The organism is Planococcus antarcticus DSM 14505 (assembly GCF_001687565.2).
GTDB classification, from domain to species: Bacteria; Bacillota; Bacilli; order Bacillales_A; family Planococcaceae; genus Planococcus; species Planococcus antarcticus.
In genome coordinates this window covers 1671069-1689546 of the sequence record NZ_CP016534.2, presented here as the reverse complement: position 1 = coordinate 1689546, position 18478 = coordinate 1671069, and the positions used below count along the sequence as shown (strand labels likewise).

The 18478-nt window shown below is 43.5% G+C and carries 22 protein-coding genes and 1 riboswitch; of the genes, 3 read left to right on the top strand and 19 right to left on the bottom strand.

Annotated features, from left to right (window positions below):
• Positions 1-70 precede the first annotated feature (70 nt).
• The gene (locus BBH88_RS08425; protein WP_006830448.1) at positions 71-2629 is read right to left on the bottom strand and encodes a vitamin B12-dependent ribonucleotide reductase; all 2559 of its coding nucleotides are present in this window, start codon (positions 2627-2629) and stop codon (positions 71-73) included.
• A gap of 187 nt (positions 2630-2816) precedes the next feature.
• Positions 2817-3596, bottom strand: coding sequence for a lipoate--protein ligase family protein (locus BBH88_RS08420; RefSeq protein WP_050977246.1), 780 nt, complete (start codon positions 3594-3596; stop codon positions 2817-2819).
• Positions 3597-3752: 156 nt separating this feature from the next.
• Here BBH88_RS08420 and BBH88_RS08415 point away from each other — a divergent pair, with 156 nt between their 5' ends.
• Entirely contained in the window at positions 3753-4136 is a 384-nt protein-coding gene (locus BBH88_RS08415) for a rhodanese-like domain-containing protein (protein ID WP_006830450.1), read from the top strand.
• A gap of 186 nt (positions 4137-4322) precedes the next feature.
• On the opposite strand, the gene gcvPB is transcribed toward BBH88_RS08415, so the two are convergent.
• The 11 genes from gcvPB to comGA all read right to left on the bottom strand — a co-directional run bounded on the left by gcvPB (position 4323) and on the right by comGA (position 12903).
• Positions 4323-5786: an aminomethyl-transferring glycine dehydrogenase subunit GcvPB gene (gene gcvPB, locus BBH88_RS08410; RefSeq protein ID WP_006830451.1), complete on the bottom strand. Its 1464-nt coding sequence runs from the start codon at positions 5784-5786 to the stop codon at positions 4323-4325.
• On the bottom strand, positions 5779-7146 hold the full coding sequence (gene gcvPA / locus BBH88_RS08405; protein ID WP_006830452.1) for an aminomethyl-transferring glycine dehydrogenase subunit GcvPA: 1368 nt from the start codon (positions 7144-7146) through the stop codon (positions 5779-5781). The genes gcvPB and gcvPA overlap by 8 nt, the downstream gene beginning before the upstream one ends.
• 28 nt (positions 7147-7174) lie before the next feature.
• A complete protein-coding gene (gcvT, locus tag BBH88_RS08400) occupies positions 7175-8275 on the bottom strand; it encodes a glycine cleavage system aminomethyltransferase GcvT (protein ID WP_006830453.1) in 1101 nt (366 codons plus the stop codon).
• A gap of 169 nt (positions 8276-8444) precedes the next feature.
• Positions 8445-8536, bottom strand: a riboswitch (glycine riboswitch).
• A gap of 142 nt (positions 8537-8678) precedes the next feature.
• Positions 8679-9191 carry a shikimate kinase gene (locus BBH88_RS08395; protein WP_006830454.1) on the bottom strand — a complete coding sequence of 171 codons (513 nt, stop codon included), beginning with the start codon at positions 9189-9191 and terminating at the stop codon, positions 8679-8681.
• 23 nt (positions 9192-9214) lie between these two features.
• Positions 9215-9418, bottom strand: coding sequence for a hypothetical protein (locus tag BBH88_RS08390; RefSeq protein WP_006830455.1), 204 nt, complete (start codon positions 9416-9418; stop codon positions 9215-9217).
• On the bottom strand, positions 9399-9836 hold the full coding sequence (comGF, locus tag BBH88_RS08385; RefSeq protein ID WP_065536958.1) for a competence type IV pilus minor pilin ComGF: 438 nt from the start codon (positions 9834-9836) through the stop codon (positions 9399-9401). The genes BBH88_RS08390 and comGF overlap by 20 nt, the downstream gene beginning before the upstream one ends.
• Positions 9824-10087 carry a hypothetical protein gene (locus tag BBH88_RS08380; RefSeq protein ID WP_006830457.1) on the bottom strand — a complete coding sequence of 88 codons (264 nt, stop codon included), beginning with the start codon at positions 10085-10087 and terminating at the stop codon, positions 9824-9826. Before BBH88_RS08380 ends, comGF begins: the two co-directional genes overlap by 13 nt.
• Positions 10088-10112: 25 nt before the next feature.
• Positions 10113-10550, bottom strand: a complete 438-nt coding sequence (gene comGD, locus BBH88_RS08375; RefSeq protein ID WP_269147314.1) for a competence type IV pilus minor pilin ComGD — start codon at positions 10548-10550, stop codon at positions 10113-10115.
• Positions 10537-10851, bottom strand: a complete 315-nt coding sequence (gene comGC, locus BBH88_RS08370; protein WP_006830459.1) for a competence type IV pilus major pilin ComGC — start codon at positions 10849-10851, stop codon at positions 10537-10539. The genes comGD and comGC overlap by 14 nt, the downstream gene beginning before the upstream one ends.
• Before the next feature lie 11 nt (positions 10852-10862).
• Positions 10863-11906, bottom strand: a complete 1044-nt coding sequence (comGB, locus tag BBH88_RS08365) for a competence type IV pilus assembly protein ComGB (RefSeq protein WP_065536959.1) — start codon at positions 11904-11906, stop codon at positions 10863-10865.
• Positions 11860-12903: a competence type IV pilus ATPase ComGA gene (comGA, locus tag BBH88_RS08360; RefSeq protein WP_006830461.1), complete on the bottom strand. Its 1044-nt coding sequence runs from the start codon at positions 12901-12903 to the stop codon at positions 11860-11862. Before comGA ends, comGB begins: the two co-directional genes overlap by 47 nt.
• Before the next feature lie 313 nt (positions 12904-13216).
• Here comGA and BBH88_RS08355 point away from each other — a divergent pair, with 313 nt between their 5' ends.
• Positions 13217-13459, top strand: a complete 243-nt coding sequence (locus BBH88_RS08355; RefSeq protein WP_006830462.1) for a DUF2626 domain-containing protein — start codon at positions 13217-13219, stop codon at positions 13457-13459.
• A 91-nt stretch (positions 13460-13550) separates the two neighbouring features.
• Here the strand turns inward: BBH88_RS08355 and BBH88_RS08350 are convergent, their stop codons facing one another.
• A complete protein-coding gene (locus BBH88_RS08350; RefSeq protein ID WP_006830463.1) occupies positions 13551-14189 on the bottom strand; it encodes an MBL fold metallo-hydrolase in 639 nt (212 codons plus the stop codon).
• Between the two features lie 152 nt (positions 14190-14341).
• Here BBH88_RS08350 and BBH88_RS08345 point away from each other — a divergent pair, with 152 nt between their 5' ends.
• The gene (locus BBH88_RS08345; protein WP_006830464.1) at positions 14342-14524 is read left to right on the top strand and encodes a DUF2759 domain-containing protein; all 183 of its coding nucleotides are present in this window, start codon (positions 14342-14344) and stop codon (positions 14522-14524) included.
• A 32-nt stretch (positions 14525-14556) separates the two neighbouring features.
• Here BBH88_RS08345 and BBH88_RS08340 read toward each other — a convergent pair whose 3' ends face one another.
• From BBH88_RS08340 to phoU, 5 genes are all read right to left on the bottom strand, one after another.
• Positions 14557-16461 (bottom strand): LTA synthase family protein, encoded by a 1905-nt coding sequence (locus BBH88_RS08340; protein ID WP_065536960.1) that lies wholly within the window; start codon positions 16459-16461, stop codon positions 14557-14559.
• Positions 16462-16597: 136 nt separating this feature from the next.
• Positions 16598-16795, bottom strand: coding sequence for a YqgQ family protein (locus tag BBH88_RS08335; protein WP_006830466.1), 198 nt, complete (start codon positions 16793-16795; stop codon positions 16598-16600).
• Positions 16792-17367, bottom strand: a complete 576-nt coding sequence (locus BBH88_RS08330; RefSeq protein ID WP_065536961.1) for a 5-formyltetrahydrofolate cyclo-ligase — start codon at positions 17365-17367, stop codon at positions 16792-16794. The genes BBH88_RS08335 and BBH88_RS08330 overlap by 4 nt, the downstream gene beginning before the upstream one ends.
• Before the next feature lie 64 nt (positions 17368-17431).
• Positions 17432-17581: a 50S ribosomal protein L33 gene (gene rpmG, locus BBH88_RS08325; RefSeq protein WP_006830468.1), complete on the bottom strand. Its 150-nt coding sequence runs from the start codon at positions 17579-17581 to the stop codon at positions 17432-17434.
• 235 nt (positions 17582-17816) lie between these two features.
• Positions 17817-18476 (bottom strand): phosphate signaling complex protein PhoU, encoded by a 660-nt coding sequence (gene phoU, locus BBH88_RS08320; RefSeq protein ID WP_006830469.1) that lies wholly within the window; start codon positions 18474-18476, stop codon positions 17817-17819.
• Positions 18477-18478 lie beyond the last annotated feature (2 nt).

Sequence of the window (18478 nt, the reverse complement as noted above, 5' to 3'; positions counted from 1 at the left end):
CCGAGTAACTCATTTTCATTAAAAAAACAAAAAAAAGCGCGGTGGCTGTTTGGCCATCGCGCTGATCAGTTTACAATCCGCATTTCAGTTGAGCGTTGCAGTTAGTGCAAGTATTGCAGCCGCCCATTTCTTCCACTGTCCCTTTACGGCAAACCGGACACGTGTCGCCCACTTCTGAACCGATAGCGACATTAGTAGAACGGAGATCTTGAATCGTGTCGATCAAGACGATCGGACGCTTGCCAGTTTCTTCCGGCTGGTGTTCTTCTTCAAATGTGTTGTCTTCAGCTTTTAATGTTAGAACTTGTGAGTCGCGGCTGCCGTCGACGTAAACCGTACCGCCTTTTGCTCCACCTTTGTATAAACGCTCATAGACACCTTCTACTTGTTTGACTGTATAGCCGCGCGGTGCGTTGACTGTTTTCGAAATGGATGAATCGATCCAACGCTGGATGATGCACTGGACATCTGCGTGTGCTTCCGGCGCCAGGTCCATAGACGTGACAAATGCCTTCGGCAGGTTTTCTTCATTGGCTTCTGGGTTGTTCTTCAGGTATTCACCGACAATATCAGCTTTGACCTCAATAAATTTTCCAAGGCGGCCGCTGCGATAGTAGGTGAATGAATAGTAAGGTTCAAGTCCAGTTGAAACGCCGACCATCGTTCCAGTAGATCCTGTTGGCGCCACTGTCAATAGATGTGAATTGCGGATTCCTTTTTCAAGGACTGCTTCACGGACGTGCTCTGGCATGTCCTGCATAAATCCGGTTTCAGTGAACGCTTTGCGAAGTGCTGCCGTTTCATCATCGGTTTTGCCGACAAGAAATGGGAAGCTGCCGCGTTCTGCTGCCAAGTCAGTCGATACTTCATACGCCGCCGTGGCAATCGTCTTGAAGATTTCATCCACAAGGTCATTGCCTTCAGGTGAACCGTATTCTTTATCACAGTAAATTAATAGATCAGCAAGTCCCATGACGCCAAGTCCGACACGACGTTCGCCGAGTGCCTGCACTTGGTTTTCTTCCAGGAAATATGGAGTTGCATCAATGACATTGTCTTGCATGCGGACACCGACGCGGACAGTATCTTTCAAAGCTTCAAAGTCGACTGTCTTCGTTTTCGAATCTACGAATTGTGCTAGGTTGACCGCAGCCAAATTACAGACAGAATAAGGTGCCAGTGGCTGTTCGCCGCAAGGGTTTGTCGCAACGACTTTTTGTCCATATGCCGCCGCATTTGTTTTTTCATTGGCGTTATCAATAAAGAAAATGCCGGGTTCTGCTGAATATGTCGCGCAGATATTGACTAGGTTCCATAGTTCACGGGCTTTCATCGTGCGGTAGACACGGACGCCGTGGCCCATTCGCTCCCATTCGCGGACATCGCCCACTTCTTGCCATTGTTCGTTGTAAACGGCCATTTCTTCTTTTGAATAGGATTCTACTGCTGGGAAGCGTAATTCGAAATCAGCATCGTTTTCAACAGCTGTCATGAAATCGCTCGTCAAGGTGACTGAAATGTTAGCACCTGTCAAAAATTCTTCATTATGGACCGTATAAGTTCCGCCATCGCGCAGCTTCGTATCAGCGTCACGCATAATCTTCTCGTTGAATCCGCCCATGCCAGGGATTGTGCGGTAGTTTAGGATTCCTTGGTACATCGCATCTTCCTGCTCTGTCAAAGGCTTGAATTTCAGTTTATCATAAGCCAATTTCTTGATGGTTTCATCTTCAGTGTTTTCGATCAAATAGCGCAAGATACGCGGATTTTGCATTTTCGAAATGATAAATTCCGCAATATCTGGATGCCAGTCGGCAAGCATGATCATCTGAGCCCCGCGTCGTGAGCCCCCTTGCTCGACAAGATGCGTCAGCTTAGCGATATCATCCAGCCAGGATACAGAACCTGATGATTTGCCGTTGACTCCGCGAGCTAATGTGTTTCGTGGTCGAAGTGTTGAACCGTTGGTACCAACTCCGCCTCCTCGACTCATAATTTCCATCACCTGCTTGCGGTGATCAGAAATACCTTCGCGCGAATCGGCTACAAATGGCATAACGTAACAATTGAAATACGTTACATCCGTATCGGCTCCAGCTCCGTAGAGAACGCGGCCAGCTGGGATGAACTTTAAGCCAACTAATTGCTGGTAGAATTTTTTAAACCACTCTTGGCGCTTTTCAGGTGTTTTCTCTACAGAAGCAAGTCCTGTCGCATTACGTTTCGCAATCTGCTCATAGAATACTTCAAGTGGCTTCTCGATTACTTCGATGGGGCGATTGACAATACCCGCTTCTTGTTCCTTAGGATTGTCGATAGCACTTCTATAGTCTTCCTCGATCCAAACCTGCGCTTTGTTGGATTGCTGATCGATTGAGACAATATAGCCAAGGCCGCGGGCAGGGAATTTCGGATCTTCCTTGACAGTCAATACAACAAAATCGCCTGCCTTAAGAGTTTTTTTCTCCGTATCCTTAAATGAATAGCGGTCAATCATCACGAGGCGAGATACCCCTTTATGCGTTAATTTCATATCAGGAGTAATTGTGTGTACTTGCGGGAACGTTTTGATATCTTCGTTCAACGCTCTGGAATTTAATGAATACTGGGATTGTGTGACGGAAACCATTTGACAATTCCTCCTTCGTGTTATATGGAGTTATATACTATATATAGTATTACTTCATTTCCCAGCATACTACATATTGAAACTTCATTTCAATAATAATTTTCCGCTGTAGAATCTTACCAGTTTAAAAAGCTTTATTTAGCAAGGTTTCTAGCTTTAAAAATCTGCAAAATGAGCCAAAAGTCACTTAAGCGCGGAAATTCCATTCGTCATTGGCGTATTTTTTTTCTTCTAAAGTCTTGACATCCTCGAGTTGCTGTTCCGTCAATACATAAGGCTGTAGGTCGATGGATAAGGCCTGCTCAAATCCGGTCTTGAATGCCTGGATGCATTCTTCCTGAGTGGTCGGTTCCTTGCGAAGCGAATTGATCGACACCGCTTTTTCAGGGATCTTGATACGCATTCGCTGTTTGGCCTCTTCGTTCGAAAATTTAAAAACAGACAACAGCTTCTCAGCATCCAAGTCAATCAGAATCGCACCATGCTGCAAAATAACGCCTTTTTGTCGTGTTTGTGCACTGCCCGCCACTTTCTTTCCTCCAACAACCATTTCATACCAGCTCGGCGCATCAAAACAGACCGCCGATTTGGGTTTTTTCAGGTCAGCACGCTTGTCGTCTGTATCCGGAACAGAGAAATAGGCATCCAGCCCAAGATTCTTGAAACCTTCCAGCAGTCCTTCGCTCAATACGCGATAGGCTTCTGTGACCGTTTCCGGAATGTCTGGATAATCTTCGCTGACAATGATGCTGTATGTAAGTTCATGCTCATGGAGAACGCCTCTGCCTCCTGTCGGCCGACGGACAAATCCAAGGCCGAGCCGGTTGACCATCTCCATGTCAATTTCCTTTTCTACTTTCTGAAAATAACCGATGGACAGTGCTGCCGGTTCCCAGCTGTAAAAACGGATGACCGGCGGGATGAGCCCTTCACTGTGCCATGTTAGCAGGGCTTCATCAAGCGCCATGTTGAAAGACGGACTGCACGCACCTGAATTGACAAAAATCCATTTTGGATATTTCACAAGATCGCCTCCTATTTCCGATAATTAGTGTAACATTAGCATTGAATATCCGTCATCTCTTCTTTTATAATAAAGGAAGATGAGAAAGGGGCAAGAACATTGGAATTTCTGTACATCACGATCGCCGTAGTTTTGGCAATCATTATTTACGCGGTGATTTCTTATTTCCGCATCAAAAAAGCCGTCACTAACCTGACGCAGGAACAATTTATCGAAGGCTACCGCAAAGCCCAATTGATAGACGTGCGCGAGCCGAAAGATTTTGCGGCTGGCCATATCCTGGGGGCACGCAATATTCCACAATCACAATTGCGCCAGCGCTATAAAGAAATCCGAGAGGACAAGCCAGTCTATCTATACGACCAGAACGGGGCACGCAGCGGACGCGTCGCAATTTTTCTGAAGAAAAAAGGCTACAATCAATTGTTCCAACTGCAAGGCGGATTCAAGCAGTGGACCGGTAAAATAAAAGCCAAAGTCTAAGCCTAAAAGCCCTTCCACAATGTGGAAGGGCTTTTCTACATTTGTAGTCATACAAAGTTAAAGATAAGCTTGACGGCAGTTTCGACGATTATTGGATACATATTGACGATGTGGAATCATCAAACAATCAGTCATCCTTTCAAAAAAAGACGTGGAAGCCATTTGGCCCTCACGTCTTTTTCGATTTTATTCAGCTTTATAGTAGCGAAGTACTGGTTGTCGTGCTGCTTTCGTTTCATCCAAACGACTAATCACTGTAGTATGAGGTGCATTTTGGACGATTTCCGGGTTTTCTTCTACCTCTTTGGCAATCTGAATCATCGCGTCGATGAAGGCGTCCAAGGTTTCCTTGGATTCAGTTTCTGTCGGTTCGATCATCATGCCTTCTTCCACATTTATTGGGAAGTAGATAGTTGGCGGATGGTAACCGAAGTCAAGCAGGCGTTTCGCCATATCTAATGTCCGGACGCCAAGTTTTTTCTGGCGGCGGCCGCTCAGGACGAATTCATGTTTACAATGACGATCATACGGCAAATCAAAATGAGGCTGCAGTCTGCGCATCATATAGTTAGCGTTGAGTACCGCGTATTCCGTAACTGCTTTTAGACCATCTGGTCCCATTGAACGGATATACGTATAGGCTCTTACATTAATGCCGAAGTTGCCATAGAACGGTTTGACACGACCAATTGATTCTGGGCGGTCGTAGTCGAACGTATAGGCATCGTCTTTTTTCACCAATAACGGTTTTGGCAAGTATGGCAACAAGTCATTTTTCACACCGACTGGACCAGATCCAGGTCCACCACCGCCGTGAGGTCCTGTGAAAGTTTTGTGCAAGTTTAAGTGAACCACGTCAAAGCCCATATCTCCAGGACGCGCTTTTGACATGACCGCATTCAAGTTAGCGCCGTCGTAATAAAGCTTGCCGCCCACTTCATGGATAATAGCCGCCATTTCCAAAATTTGTTCTTCAAACAAGCCAAGCGTATTTGGATTTGTCAACATCAACGCTGCCGTATCTTCTCCGACCACGCGCTTTAAATCTTCTAAGTCCACAAGACCTTGGTCGCTTGATTTCACTGTTACGGTCTCGAATCCAGCAACAGTCGCTGAAGCAGGATTTGTGCCGTGTGCTGAATCTGGAACAATAACTTTTGTCCGTTTAAAGTCCCCTCGTGCCTCATGGTAGGCCCGAATCATCATTAATCCCGTCCACTCACCATGTGCACCTGCAGCAGGTTGCAATGTAACTTCATCCATACCGGTGATTTCTTTTAAATGCTCTTGAAGGTCAAACATCAAAGCAAGAGCCCCTTGGACAGTTTTTTCATCCTGCAACGGATGAATATTGGCAAACCCTGGGTAACGAGCTACCGTTTCGTTGATTTTCGGATTGTATTTCATGGTGCAAGATCCTAGAGGATAAAACCCAGAATCCACACCGTGGTTGCGGTTGGATAACGCTGTGTAATGACGCATAATATCAAGTTCTGATACTTCCGGTAGTTCTGCTGCTTCTGTACGAATCAAATCGGTTGGCAATAGCTCGCTCAAGTCAACTTCAGGTACGTCAAGTGTTGGCAAACTATAGCCAACGCGACCTTCTTTAGTCAATTCAAAAATTAGTGCTTGGTTATCTTTATGCATGAGTAGCCCCCGCTTCCTTCACTTTTGCAGCAATTCCCTGCACAAATGCATCGATTTCTTCTTTTGTGCGCTGTTCCGTAACCGCAACTAGCATATGGTCTTGAAATTCATCAAAACTTAATCCAAGGTCGTAGCCGCCGATCATGCCTTTTTCAAACAAGCGGTCATTCAATTGCTTGACAGGTTCTTCTGTCTTGACGACGATTTCATTGAAATGAGCGCCTTCAAATGCAATTTCAAGACCCACTTTTTTCAATTGCTGTTTCATATAATGTGTTTTCACAATATTTTGTTTTGCGATTTCTTGTGTGCCGACTTTTCCAAGCGCGGTCATGGCAACAGAAGCTGCCAACGCATTCAAGGCTTGGTTCGAGCAGATATTCGATGTCGCTTTGTCGCGACGGATATGCTGTTCACGTGCCTGCAATGTTAAAACAAATCCGCGGCGGCCTTCTTCATCCGTCGTTTCACCGACTAAACGACCTGGAACTTTACGCATTAATTTTTTCGTTACAGCAAAATAACCGCAATGAGGTCCGCCGTATGCTTCTGGAATACCAAAAGGCTGTGCGTCTCCTACTGTAATATCGGCTCCAAGTTGCCCCGGTGAAGTTAATGCACCCAGCGCTAATGGATTAGAAGAAACCGACAATAAAGCACCGGCTTCATGGACGATCGGCTCGATTTCCTTTAAGTTTTCAACTTGACCAAAGAAGTTTGGATACTGAATCATCACTGTCGCAACGTTCTCATCCAGCATCTCTTTTAATGCATCTAAATCGGTATGGCCATCTTTTATTGGAATTTCAATAACTTCGATAGACTGACCAAGAGCATAGGTACGGACAACGTCGCGTGATTCTGGATGAACTGCACGTGACACGAGAATTTTCTTGCGTTTTGTATGTCCTGCAGCAAGCATACCCGCTTCAGCAAGTGCCGTACCGCCGTCATACATAGACGAGTTAGCAATATCCATGCCCGTCAATTCACTGATCATTGTTTGAAATTCAAAAATGGCTTGTAGTTCGCCTTGTGAGATTTCTGGCTGATACGGCGTATACGCTGTATAGAACTCAGAACGCGAAATCACGTGATCAACAATAATCGGTTTGTAATGGTCATAAACGCCTGCTCCTAAAAACGACGCATAGCGATTAGTATCAGCGTTTTGAGAAGCAAGCTGGGCCAATTCTTTTGTTAATGAAGATTCGGATTTGGCTGCTTTAATATTATATTCACCTTTAAAGCGCACTTTTTCCGGAATATCCGAAAATAATTCATCGATTGAATTAATGCCGATTGTTTCCAGCATTTCTTTTTCGTCTTGAGTCGTCATTGGTAAGTAGCGATGGTTCATTGAGCTCTGTCCCCTTTTCAAGTGAAATTTAGTTGGATCGTTTATAAAATGGCGTTTCTACTGTTTTCGCTTTTAGTCGCTTACCACGAATTTCAACTTCCAATTCGACTCCAAGTTCAGCATAGTCACTTGAAACTAAAGCCAGTCCAATATTCTTTTTGAGTGTTGGAGATTGAGTTCCGGTTGTTACTTCCCCAATTTTTTGATTTCCTGCATATATGGGATAGCCATTGCGTGGAATGCCTTTGTCGATCATTTCAATGCCCATTAATTTTCTTGGAACGCCAGCTTCTTTTTGCGCTTCCAACGCTTTTTTACCGTTGAAATCTTGTTCTTTTTTCAATTTCACAACAAAGTTGATGCCAGCTTCAAGCGGTGTGATGTCTTTCGACAGCTCCTGGCCGTATAAAGCAAGGCAGGCTTCAAAACGCAATGTATCGCGTGCACCAAGTCCTACCGGCACGACGCCCTCTGATTTACCTTCTGACAAGATGCCATCCCAAAGGTCAACCAATGCATCAGGTGCTGCGTAAATTTCAAAACCGCTTTCGCCGGTATAGCCGGTCCGCGATAAAATAACTTTGTGGCCGATAATTTCAACATCCTGCTTAAATCGGAAAGGTTTGATTGCTGAAAGATCTTCGTCAGTTAAGCGTTGAAGCACCGTTTCAGCTAAAGGTCCCTGCAGAGCCAACAAACCATAGCGTTCAGATGCGTTGTCTAATGTGACATCGCCCGTTTTCACCTGCTCCATCCAATTGAAATCCTTTTCGATATTAGATGCATTGACAACCAGTAGATAATGCTGGTCTGCTAATTTATAAACTAGCAAGTCATCCACTGTGCCGCCATCTTCATAGCACATTGCTGTATATTGCGCTTGTCCACCTTGAATTTTAGACACATCATTTGTTACAAGATGCTGGAGATAATCTAAACTATCTGCCCCTGTAACGAAAATTTCACCCATATGCGAGACATCAAAAAGACCTGCTTTTGTTCTGACTGCTTCGTGTTCTTCTTTAATGCTTGAAAATTGCACGGGCAGTTCCCAACCACCAAAATCGATTGTTTTGCCACCATATTTCGAATACGTTTCAAACAGAGGTGTACGCTTTAACTGTGCCAATGATTTTCCTCCTTATTTTTCAAACTCCTCCGGCCTGCACCAACGTGCGCTTGAACACGAAAAAAGGACAGAGATTTCCCTTTAGAGGGAAATCTCTGTCCTGGAACCTGAAAGTTTACCGTAATGGCTTTCCTCGTTGGTAGCTGACATGCAGCATTCTCCAGAGATGCGTCCTGTACGAGTCTTTTTGCCTGAGAGATTCACGACTTCTGTCATTTGCTCCTTCGGCGACGCATCCGCGTTCTCTCCTCATACAATCATCCGCCCAAATCAAAATTGATTGGTCCAATCCGTTATACTGAATAGTATAACTTTTATTATATCTTAACATTGATCATAGGAAAGCGCAATCTTTTTTCTCCAACAGAACAAAAGACGAACGAAATGATTAATTAAAATCAAATCATTCGCCTTTAAGTCGATTTACTTGAAAAGCAGCATATTGCGTAATTTGCCGCAACGTACGAAATTCGGTACGTATGGTAATATGCGCAGTTTGCTTATAATCCCGATAACGATCTTTGTGTAGCCCTTCAATTTCCTCACGCGTGGATCGACGGACAATCGGCCGGTTGGGATCTCTGTGAATCCGCCGCCAGATTTCACGGAAAGGTGCATCCAAAAACAGCACCAGCCCCGTATTTCTCATAATTTTCTGGTTTGCTTTTCGCATGGTGACGCCGCCGCCTGTTGAGATGATGCAATGATCATTTTTAAAATTTTGCAAAAACTGTGTTTCCAGCCCCCGAAAATATTCTTCGCCATGCTGCTCGAAGATTTCTGGAATCGTTTTACCTGTCTGCCGGACAATCTCTTTGTCCATGTCATAAAAGGGCAATTTCAGAAGAAAACTTAGCCTCCTGCCGACCGCGCTTTTGCCGCAGCCCATAAATCCAATCAAATATATTCTGTTCATCCTACCCACCCGATACTTTACCTCTACTCAGGCATTTTATTTTGCTCAATATCCATCAGTAGTTGTATCGTAGCATGTCTGTGCATATTTTCCAAACCATCATATGTTTTATATTGGATGGAATAGAGTGTCAGTGTGTGCGATAACAGCATGATTGCAGACAGGAAAAAGACGATGGCAATGGGATAAACTGAACCTTTCTCGTTGCTAAGGTTGCGTGAAAACATATTCTGCCTCTTCCAGACTGCCAGTAGTAAATTCGGTGCGGACTTTCAGCGTATTCCCGTCTAGTGAAAAACTGCATAGCTGGACACGTGTCAGCATGACTTCGTGGCCTTTCCGGTCTTTTTGTTTGCGAATCATATCCGTATACAATTCGATATCAAATTCCTCTCCCATCCGGATGATACGAATCCCGCTTCCTCCATTGATGATTTCAAGCGAGTCACTGTTGTTCAGGTAACTCTGCAAATCGACAGCAAACAATTGCCATTCTGAACTGTGCGGATCCAAGTCTTCTGTAAAACTGACTGCGAAACCGTAGAACAAGACGATCAGTGGGAGCATCATCAGCAGTATCAGCAAATCGAAAATGGACGTTACAAATGAAAAACCTTTTTCGTCCAGCCAAGCTATTCGACGCATAGTTGCTCTATCTCCCCTTTATAGTCTGCGTAATCGACACATAGTTGACCAGTCATTTTCCAGTTATAGACGATACCGTTGACTGTGCGCTGCCCACTCACTAAACCTGTTGAGCGCATCTCCCTCGCAGCTTCATGCAGAGTTTCATATGCACTGACGCGTTCTTTTTTTAATTGAAGGCTTTGCTGAACATTGAGCATGACTGGCAACAAACTTCCGAAAATGATGAAGACCATCAACAGGCTGACCATAGTTTCTGCCCAGGAAATTCCTCTTTCATTCAGAAAACACCACCCTCCCTCTCCCAAGATGGACAACCAATACCTTTTCTCCACTGCTTGTAGCAAAACGGAATGTACCGGATTGGACAACAGAGCCGTTTGAATTGAAATAGATTTCATTGAGATTGCTGGTTTTTTTCAATGTCATCGAATTCGGTAGTTTTCTGGACAACACCACTGACTGAAGGTCTGTAAAGATTTCATAAGTCCCTTTGGTTTCTCTAAAAATAACTTTTGCCGTTTTTTTCAGGGAATAACTTTGGCTCTGCGCGAAATAGATATCCTGCTGGAGGATATCAAAAAATCGCTGTTCTTCTTTTTTGATAGCAAAGGTCTGGTATCCGGGAATCGAAATGGCGACGATTGCCATTAGGACGACTAGCACCAACAGCATCTCTAGCAAAGTAAAGCCCTGTTCTTTAAGGTTTTGCAGATGTTACCACCCCGCCAACCGAGATATTCACCACATCACCATTTGGACAATCCGTTTCCCCTGTTTTGAGATAGCCTTCTGTTACAAGATCCGTTAAAGTCGGCATCGTTTTCAAGTCCATGCGATAAGACTCCACCTGTCCCTGGACCATCTGCACGAATGCTTTACAGCCTTTTTCGTCAACCGCTGATGATTGTTTTGTGACATTCGGGATTGCGATGGCAATTAGCACGGTGATAATCAGCATGACGATCAGCATTTCAATTAAAGTAAATCCTTTTTGACTTTTTAATAAGCGCATGTTCTTCCTCCTCAAATGGTATGGACTAGGTTATACATCGGCATCAAGATTGCCAAATAAGCGCCTACGATACAGACGGCAATCAGAATAAAGAAACTTGGTTGAATAATGCGCAGCAGTTGCTGCGTTTGCTGTTCAATGCGCTCCATTAACACTTCACTGTAAAGAATTAGTTCTTTGCCCAGATATCCGGTCATTTCACCATGTTGAACAAATGCGGGCATATCCCTAGAGACGAACGAAAAATGCTCGAGCGATGTCGAGAAGGTTTGACCCATCATCAGTTCCTCATGCGATAGCCGGGTCATAAACTGGATAATTTTATGGTAGTTCTGGCGCTGCAGCAGGTCGAGTGACTCCTGCATGGAAATGCCACTGTGTAGTAATGTACCGAGCTCACGCGCGAGCAAGTGTGACCAATACAGTTTCATAAAGCCACGAAAAACGGGAATCGCTAACAGCCAGTTAATTTGCTGATGAATAGGTTGTCTTTTCAGTAGCAACCTAAATGCATAAACCGAAAGGGCCACAATGACAAAAATTGCGATAAAAAAATCGGGCAGACTCAGTAAATAAGACGGTACACCTGAAGATTCATCTCCGGACTGAAGCGACTTCATCATTTCGGTCAAATTCGGTACATAGCTGGTGCGAAAAAACAAAAACAGTACAGATGTGAAAATCAGTAGAGATACCGGGTAGATCAAGATATTTTTCAGTTTTTTCTGCACTTGTTCAGTCCGCGCGAAACTTTTCGCAATGCTGTCAATCGATTCTGGCAGACGGCCGTGGTATTCCGCGATTTCAACCGGAAATAGCACATGGTCTTTGAAGCCCAAATACTTCAGGATTTCAGCGGCATTGCCTCCACTTTTTAAAATGACGGTGATGCCGCTCAGTGTTTCCTCTAGCTTGGAGGTATGCATTGGCAACAATAGACTCAAAGCAATCGGCAGCAGGTAGCCTTCTTTCATCAGAACGGCCAAGCGGGTCAGGAACTGCTCACGATCACGAAGACGAATCTTGTCTGAACGCGTAGGAAGCTTGAATCGCACCGATTTTCACCCCTTCCCGGACTTGTCCGTCAAACGACAGCTCATATGGCAATGTATAGGTTTTTTTCAGCCTTGCTGATAGTAAGGCATCATCTAACCGTTGACCATCGAGAATTTCATAAAGTGCACGATGACAAGATTCCGACTGTCCGATGTCAGAAAACACCGGAATTATTCTTTGGGCAGAAACAGCAATAAGGGTTTGCGACATATCTTCAAAAGATACACCCAGATCACGCAACCGGTGCAGACAGCCAACAGAATGTCTGGCATGAATGGTTGAAAAAACCAAGTGACCCGTTAATGCTGCTCGCACTGCAATTTGAGCCGTCTCCGCATCGCGTATCTCTCCAATCATGATGATGTCAGGATCGTGCCGGAGAATCGCTTTTAACCCAGCCGCATAGCTAAGGCCAGCTTTTTCATTTACTTGAATTTGCAAAATCGCTTGATTTTTTCGTTCTACGGGATCTTCGAGTGTGATGATATTGCGGTTCAGCTTTTCAGCACAATGTTTCAGCAATGAGTATAAAGTAGTTGATTTGCCACAACCAGTTGGACCTGTTAGCAAAATTAGACCTTGAGATGCTTCGGACAATTTTTCTAACAGACGAGCTGAGTCACGGAACGCTGCCAGCTGATGAAGGGATTGAGCGGTGTCGTCCGGCATAATCCGGATGACAATACTTTCCTTAGTCAACACAGAAGGCAATGTCGAAATTCGAAAATAATGGGATAGGTCACAGATAGAGAGCTGGAATGAACCGGTTTGGGGTTTTCTTCTTTCACTCATGTCTAAAAGGGATAGGTATTTGAAATAAGCGATCATGCGATCACCGAGATCAAAGGGGAGTTGTGTCACTTGCCGCAGACTTTGGAAAGAACGGTAAGAAACGGTGTAGCAGGATGGTTCGGGTTTGATGTGGATGTCTGTCGTGCCACTTTTCGCCGCATCGTGTAAAAGGTCAACACAGCGGCGTTCGATAATCGATTGCATATCCACCTCCTGCTTCGGTTTGAACAAAGGCCGCCTCTCTGTTCCCACATAGTATAGCCGGCTCTTTTTGAGAAAGGAATAGCTTTCGTCAAAATAAAATTTTGAATCCCAGATTCGCGCCAAATCTCATATTTGAGGACCTCTTACTTTAGCTTTGTAGAAGAGATTTACGGATTTTTTCCAATTCAGTATGCTCGCAACACCCGTACACCTGTTTGTCACAAAGAAAGACCAACTCGCTGTTTACACATTCACTCTGTTTCCTATATAATGAATGAGAGATTATTGTGTTGTGGCAAAGGAGGGATTACCCATGAATAATATGTTCAAATTAATGGGATGGTGGACTGGTATATTTGCAGTTCTCTTTTATGTAGGCGATATGGTTGAAGTATCATTATTAATGGTCGCTAACACCGGATTTTTTGTTCTTCTTGGATTTTTAAATATTTCTGAACGCATGTATTTGTATATTTTTGGCGCCTATTTGACTGTGTTTTTCGTAGGCTTCACTTATTACTCTACGTTCATCCACGTTCCTGGTGCTGGACATTAATCAACGCGAATAAAAAACAAAAGGTGTACCGGATTTTTTCCGGTACACCTTTTGTTTTTTATTAAGTAGATCATGACAAATTCCTACTGATCTAAAATCCAGTCAAAAATGGATTGCTGTTCATTTCTTGCTCAGGAGTCGTTTCCAGGCCATGGCCTGGATAAAGAATCATATGTTCAGGAAGCGTCAGCAGCGAGTCATGGATGGATTCTAGAAGTTTTTTCTCTGAGCCATCTATTAAATCCGTACGGCCAATGCTGCCACGAAAAAGTGTATCGCCTACTATAGCGAATCCTTCATTGCCAAATGAAAAACTGACACTCCCTGGAGAATGTCCAGGTGTGTGTAAAATAGCAATCTCGAAAGAACCGATCTGCAGATTTTCCTCATCCGTCAGCAAAATATCCGCATCTTTAATCCGGTAATCAGGCAAAGCTGGGTACTTCCCTGAACCATTTAAATTGGGTCGGCTCAGCCACTCTTTCTCTAAGTGGTGCAGATAGACCGGAATTGAATAACGTTCACGAATGTCATCAACTGCTCCAATATGATCAAAATGAGCATGAGTCAATAAGATGGCAATCGGTTTTAGGTTTTTCTTTTTCAACAGCGCATGTATTCTGGCGCTTTCTTCTCCTGGATCGAAAATCAGGCATTCCTTTCGATCATCTGATATGATGTAACAGTTAGTCTGGACTGGTCCAAGCTCCAATTGGTCAATTTTCAACATCCTCTTCACCTCTCTTCGATTATAACACGACACACTTTGCTGGGCTGTCAACATACTGACACTTTTTACCCTCGACAAAAGGGAGGAATTTCTTTACAATATAAAGAGAACAAAGCGGCACTGGCTGTTTAAGTTGAAGGGAGTGTCATTCGATGAGTTGGATTTTAATGGTTATTTTTGGACTTACTGCAGTTCTTGCGGCAATCGGCACTGTACAAACGTTAAAGAATAAAGAAGTCTTAGGCTTTCTTTTTAACTTTGGAACGTTTGTAATTTTCGGCGCCTTCACAGTTGCGACGGTTATCACACACGGTTATCCACCAGGACTACATTAATCTGAAAAAGAGAGCGCTGGGCGCTCTCTTTTTTATTGTTTTAATTCAACGTCGGGAATAGTAGTCAGCTGTCCATCTTCTTCATCATAAAAACGCAGCAGATCGCCATTGATGATCGACTCAGAATACTCAAGCTCTGTGAATGCCTGCTCGATGTATGGTGCACACAGATCCTGCTCGGTAGGTTCACTAGTATCCTTGTCGTAACAGACATTGCCTGCATAAACCACTTCATCGGTGACAAAACGCCCATCGCGAAAAACCACAAATTCTTCATGCTCCTCTGAGAACAAATCGCTGCCAAACTGAATATCTTTTGACGTATCGATGCCCATGAGGTTCATAATGGTCGGACGCATATCGATTTGTCCACCTACTTCATCATCTACATAGCCTTCACCGTATCCTGGGATATGGACAAAGAATGGAACTTTCTGTAATTCGGCAGAAGTAAAATCTGTCACTTCCTCGTCAAGATACTGCGACATAGCTTCGTTATGGTTCTCGGAAATTCCATAATGATCGCCGTACATAACGATGATCGAATTTTCGTAAAGCCCTTGTTCTTTCAAGTCCTCAAAAAGAACTTTTATCGATTCATCCAAGTAACGAGATGTCTGGAAATAACGGTTCAAGGTTCCTGAATTTGAATCGTATTCATCAATCAATTTATCTTCTTCATCCAACGTAAATGGATGGTGGTTGGTCAGCGTTAGCAAACGACTATAGAAAGGCTGCTGCATTTCGGTCATGTGCTCGACCGATTGCTCTGCGAACGGAATGTCTTTCATTCCCCAATTAACTGCTTCACCTTCGCCGATTTCAAAGCTTTCAATATCGTAAAATTTATCGATGTTCATTGATTCGTACATAATGTCGCGGTTCCAAAAGCTTTTCGTATTGGCATGCTGGACATTGGTTGAGTAGCCATTGTTACCAAGGCTCTCCGCCATGGAATTGAAAGTATTCCCGCTGTGCGTGAAGAATACCGCACCGCCGCTTAGCGGATAAAGTGAATTTTCAAGCAAAAATTCCGAATCCGAAGTTTTACCCAATCCTGTTTGGTGATAGAAATTCTCAAAATAGATTGTATCTTCGTCTTCAGTCAACGAGTTCAGGAACGGTGTAATCGTTTGTCCGTTCATTTCGCTGTTGATCGCGAAACTCTGAAGCGACTCCAACGTGACGACAATCAGATTGCGACCTTCGGCAATGCCTTCCATTTCTTTTGAAGGTTCAATCTGGTTGGCGCGCACGTAGTTATTGGCTTCAACCAGCTCAGAGCCATCAGCTAGCGCACGCTGCGCCTGTGATTTGGATTGTACGTATATATCATATAGATGATAATTGTACATCCCCAGGTTTTTCACCAGCATTTCACGGTCAAAACTGCGTGTCAGCAACTGTGGTCGCTCTGTTTCTGCCAGCCCTAAGTTAAAGAACAAGACAGCAAGTGCCAAAACATAATAGGCCTTGCGCTGAACTGAAAAAGAGGCGTCTTTACCCGATTTTACGTTGATGAATTTAATTGCAATTAGAATAATCAGGACGTCTGTGAAGTAAAAAAGATCTGTCCAGAATACACTAGCTGCTGCGCTCACACCCAAATCGCCAAAGTTATCGGTCTGAAACAGAACCGGCAAAGTGATGAAATCACTAAAAAACCGATAGAAAGCAACGTTTCCATAAAGGACAATTGATGTAATTACAGCTACTAATACTAAGTAGCGGTTCTTAGCTTTCTCACTTCTAAAAAACAACGAAATCCCATAAATAAATAAAAGCATACTTAAAGGATTGATAAACAATATGAACTCTTGCAATACATTATCAACTGTAATTGAAAAACTTGTTTTATAAACAATGTATGTCTTCAGCCAAGTAGCGATGATAGCAATTGCCAAGATTGAATGTATCGGCCACTCTTTTTTCAACATTCCTGGACACCCTCCTATTCTAATTAAATGTTTCGAATACGTTATAATAGTTTAGTATAGAATATTTTTTCGGTCAAATGAAGTAATCACTCTTATTCTAGACGAATAAGTTTGACTAAAGTTTCGTTAACCGAATTTACTTCTTATCATACTCCACCTTTTTTTGACGGAGAATAAGCAATGCAGAAGCGTATTCTTTTGCGGAGATAAATTGCAACCGGTAAAGTTCTTTGACTTCATCTTCCATCAACTCTAAATCCGCCTTGTAGTCAGCGGTATAGATGACGGTGCCGTAGCGTTTTAGCAATTGCATGACATCGTATAGATTTTTCATTCATCCACCGCCTTTGTTAGGATAAAGCCACTTTCTGTATAGATGCCTTGAACCGGCAAATCGTGTGATTCTACAGGGATCGACTCTGCGATTTGGCGATCGAAAGCTAAAGAACGGGTGGCGCCCGTATAATTTGCTAAAAAACGATCGTAATAGCCTCCACCAAAGCCGATTCTAAAACCCTGCTTTGAAAAAACCACACCCGGTACGATCAATAAATCGATAGCATTCGGTTTTACGTATGTTGTTGTTGAGACAATCGGCTCTTGTAATTTCATATAGACAACTTCCAATTGATCCTTGTGTTCGATCACCCGGAAATCCATGCCTCGACTCGCGGGATGGCATTTCGGTGTGGCTACTTTTTTGCCCGCCGCCCAGCATATTTCAAGCAAGCGGAACGTATCGACTTCTGGGAAAGCAGAAAGTGTCATGCCGATAGTGTCTGCTTCCACAAATACTGGATCCTCCAACAAACGGCTGATAACCGTTTCCGACTTTTTTCTATATTCTTCTAATGTCATTTGATTGAGCATAGCGAGCACTTTTTTTCGCTGCATAACTTTATCCATATCAGCATCAACTCCTTTACAAAGAAAAAAGCCAAAACCCGAATAGGTTTTGGCAATCAATGAATTACTTCGTTTCGCGGTGTACTGTCATTTTCTTTTCACGTGAGCAATATTTTTTCATTTCAAGACGCTCAGGGTTGTTGCGCTTATTTTTAACAGTGCTGTAGTTACGTTCGCTACATTCTGTACAAGCTAAAGTGATGTTAACACGCATCGGTATCCCTCCTAATTCTTTCAAAGATCATTTGTAAATAAGCGTGATCTATACGACTTAATTATTATAGCATATTCAGCCGTAAAGTCTACTGTAAAAATCCATTTAATTGAACCTTTCTAAATTAAAATGAGTGCCGAGAGCTTAAAAGCTTTCGGCACTCATTTTTTCACTCCCAAAAGACTGTGATTTACTGACAGTACAGAGGCTTACCCCCGCGGAATGAAATGCTATTTTATTTATTCAGGTCGTAATGCTGTCCCCGAACCAAATAAAACAATTGTTCAGCGATGTTGGTGGCATGATCGGCAGAACGTTCCATATAACGGCTGATAAACGCCAATTGTGTAATTTGGCTGAGCCTGTCCGGATTTTCTCCACCCGCACGCATCAACTTACGGATTACATCGCCGTATAATTCGTCCACCTGGTCGTCTAGTTCAGCAATCTCTTTTGCTTTGACGACATCTTCTTCAACAAACGCATCGATGACCTGGCGCAGCATGGCAACAGCCAATTTTTGCATCTGTTGGATCTGACCGATTTGAGGCAACAGCTGCTGGTTGCCAATGCGGATGGTCTCTTTTGCGATATTGACCGCGTAATCTCCCACGCGTTCCATATCTGACGCCACTTTAATGGTCACAACGAGACGTCTCAAATCGGTGGCAACCGGCGATTGCTTGGCTATCAACAAGATCACTCGATCATTGATGAATTCTTCCAGCTGATTGATGTCTTTATCATCTTCGATTACTTCAAGTGCTGCATCCACGTCCTGATTGATCAGCGCTTCCATCGATTTATTTAAGGCGTTAACCGCCATGGTACTCAAATCAATTAATTGCTCTTGTGCAGAATTCAGTTCGAAATCAAATTTTTCACGTACGGACAAAA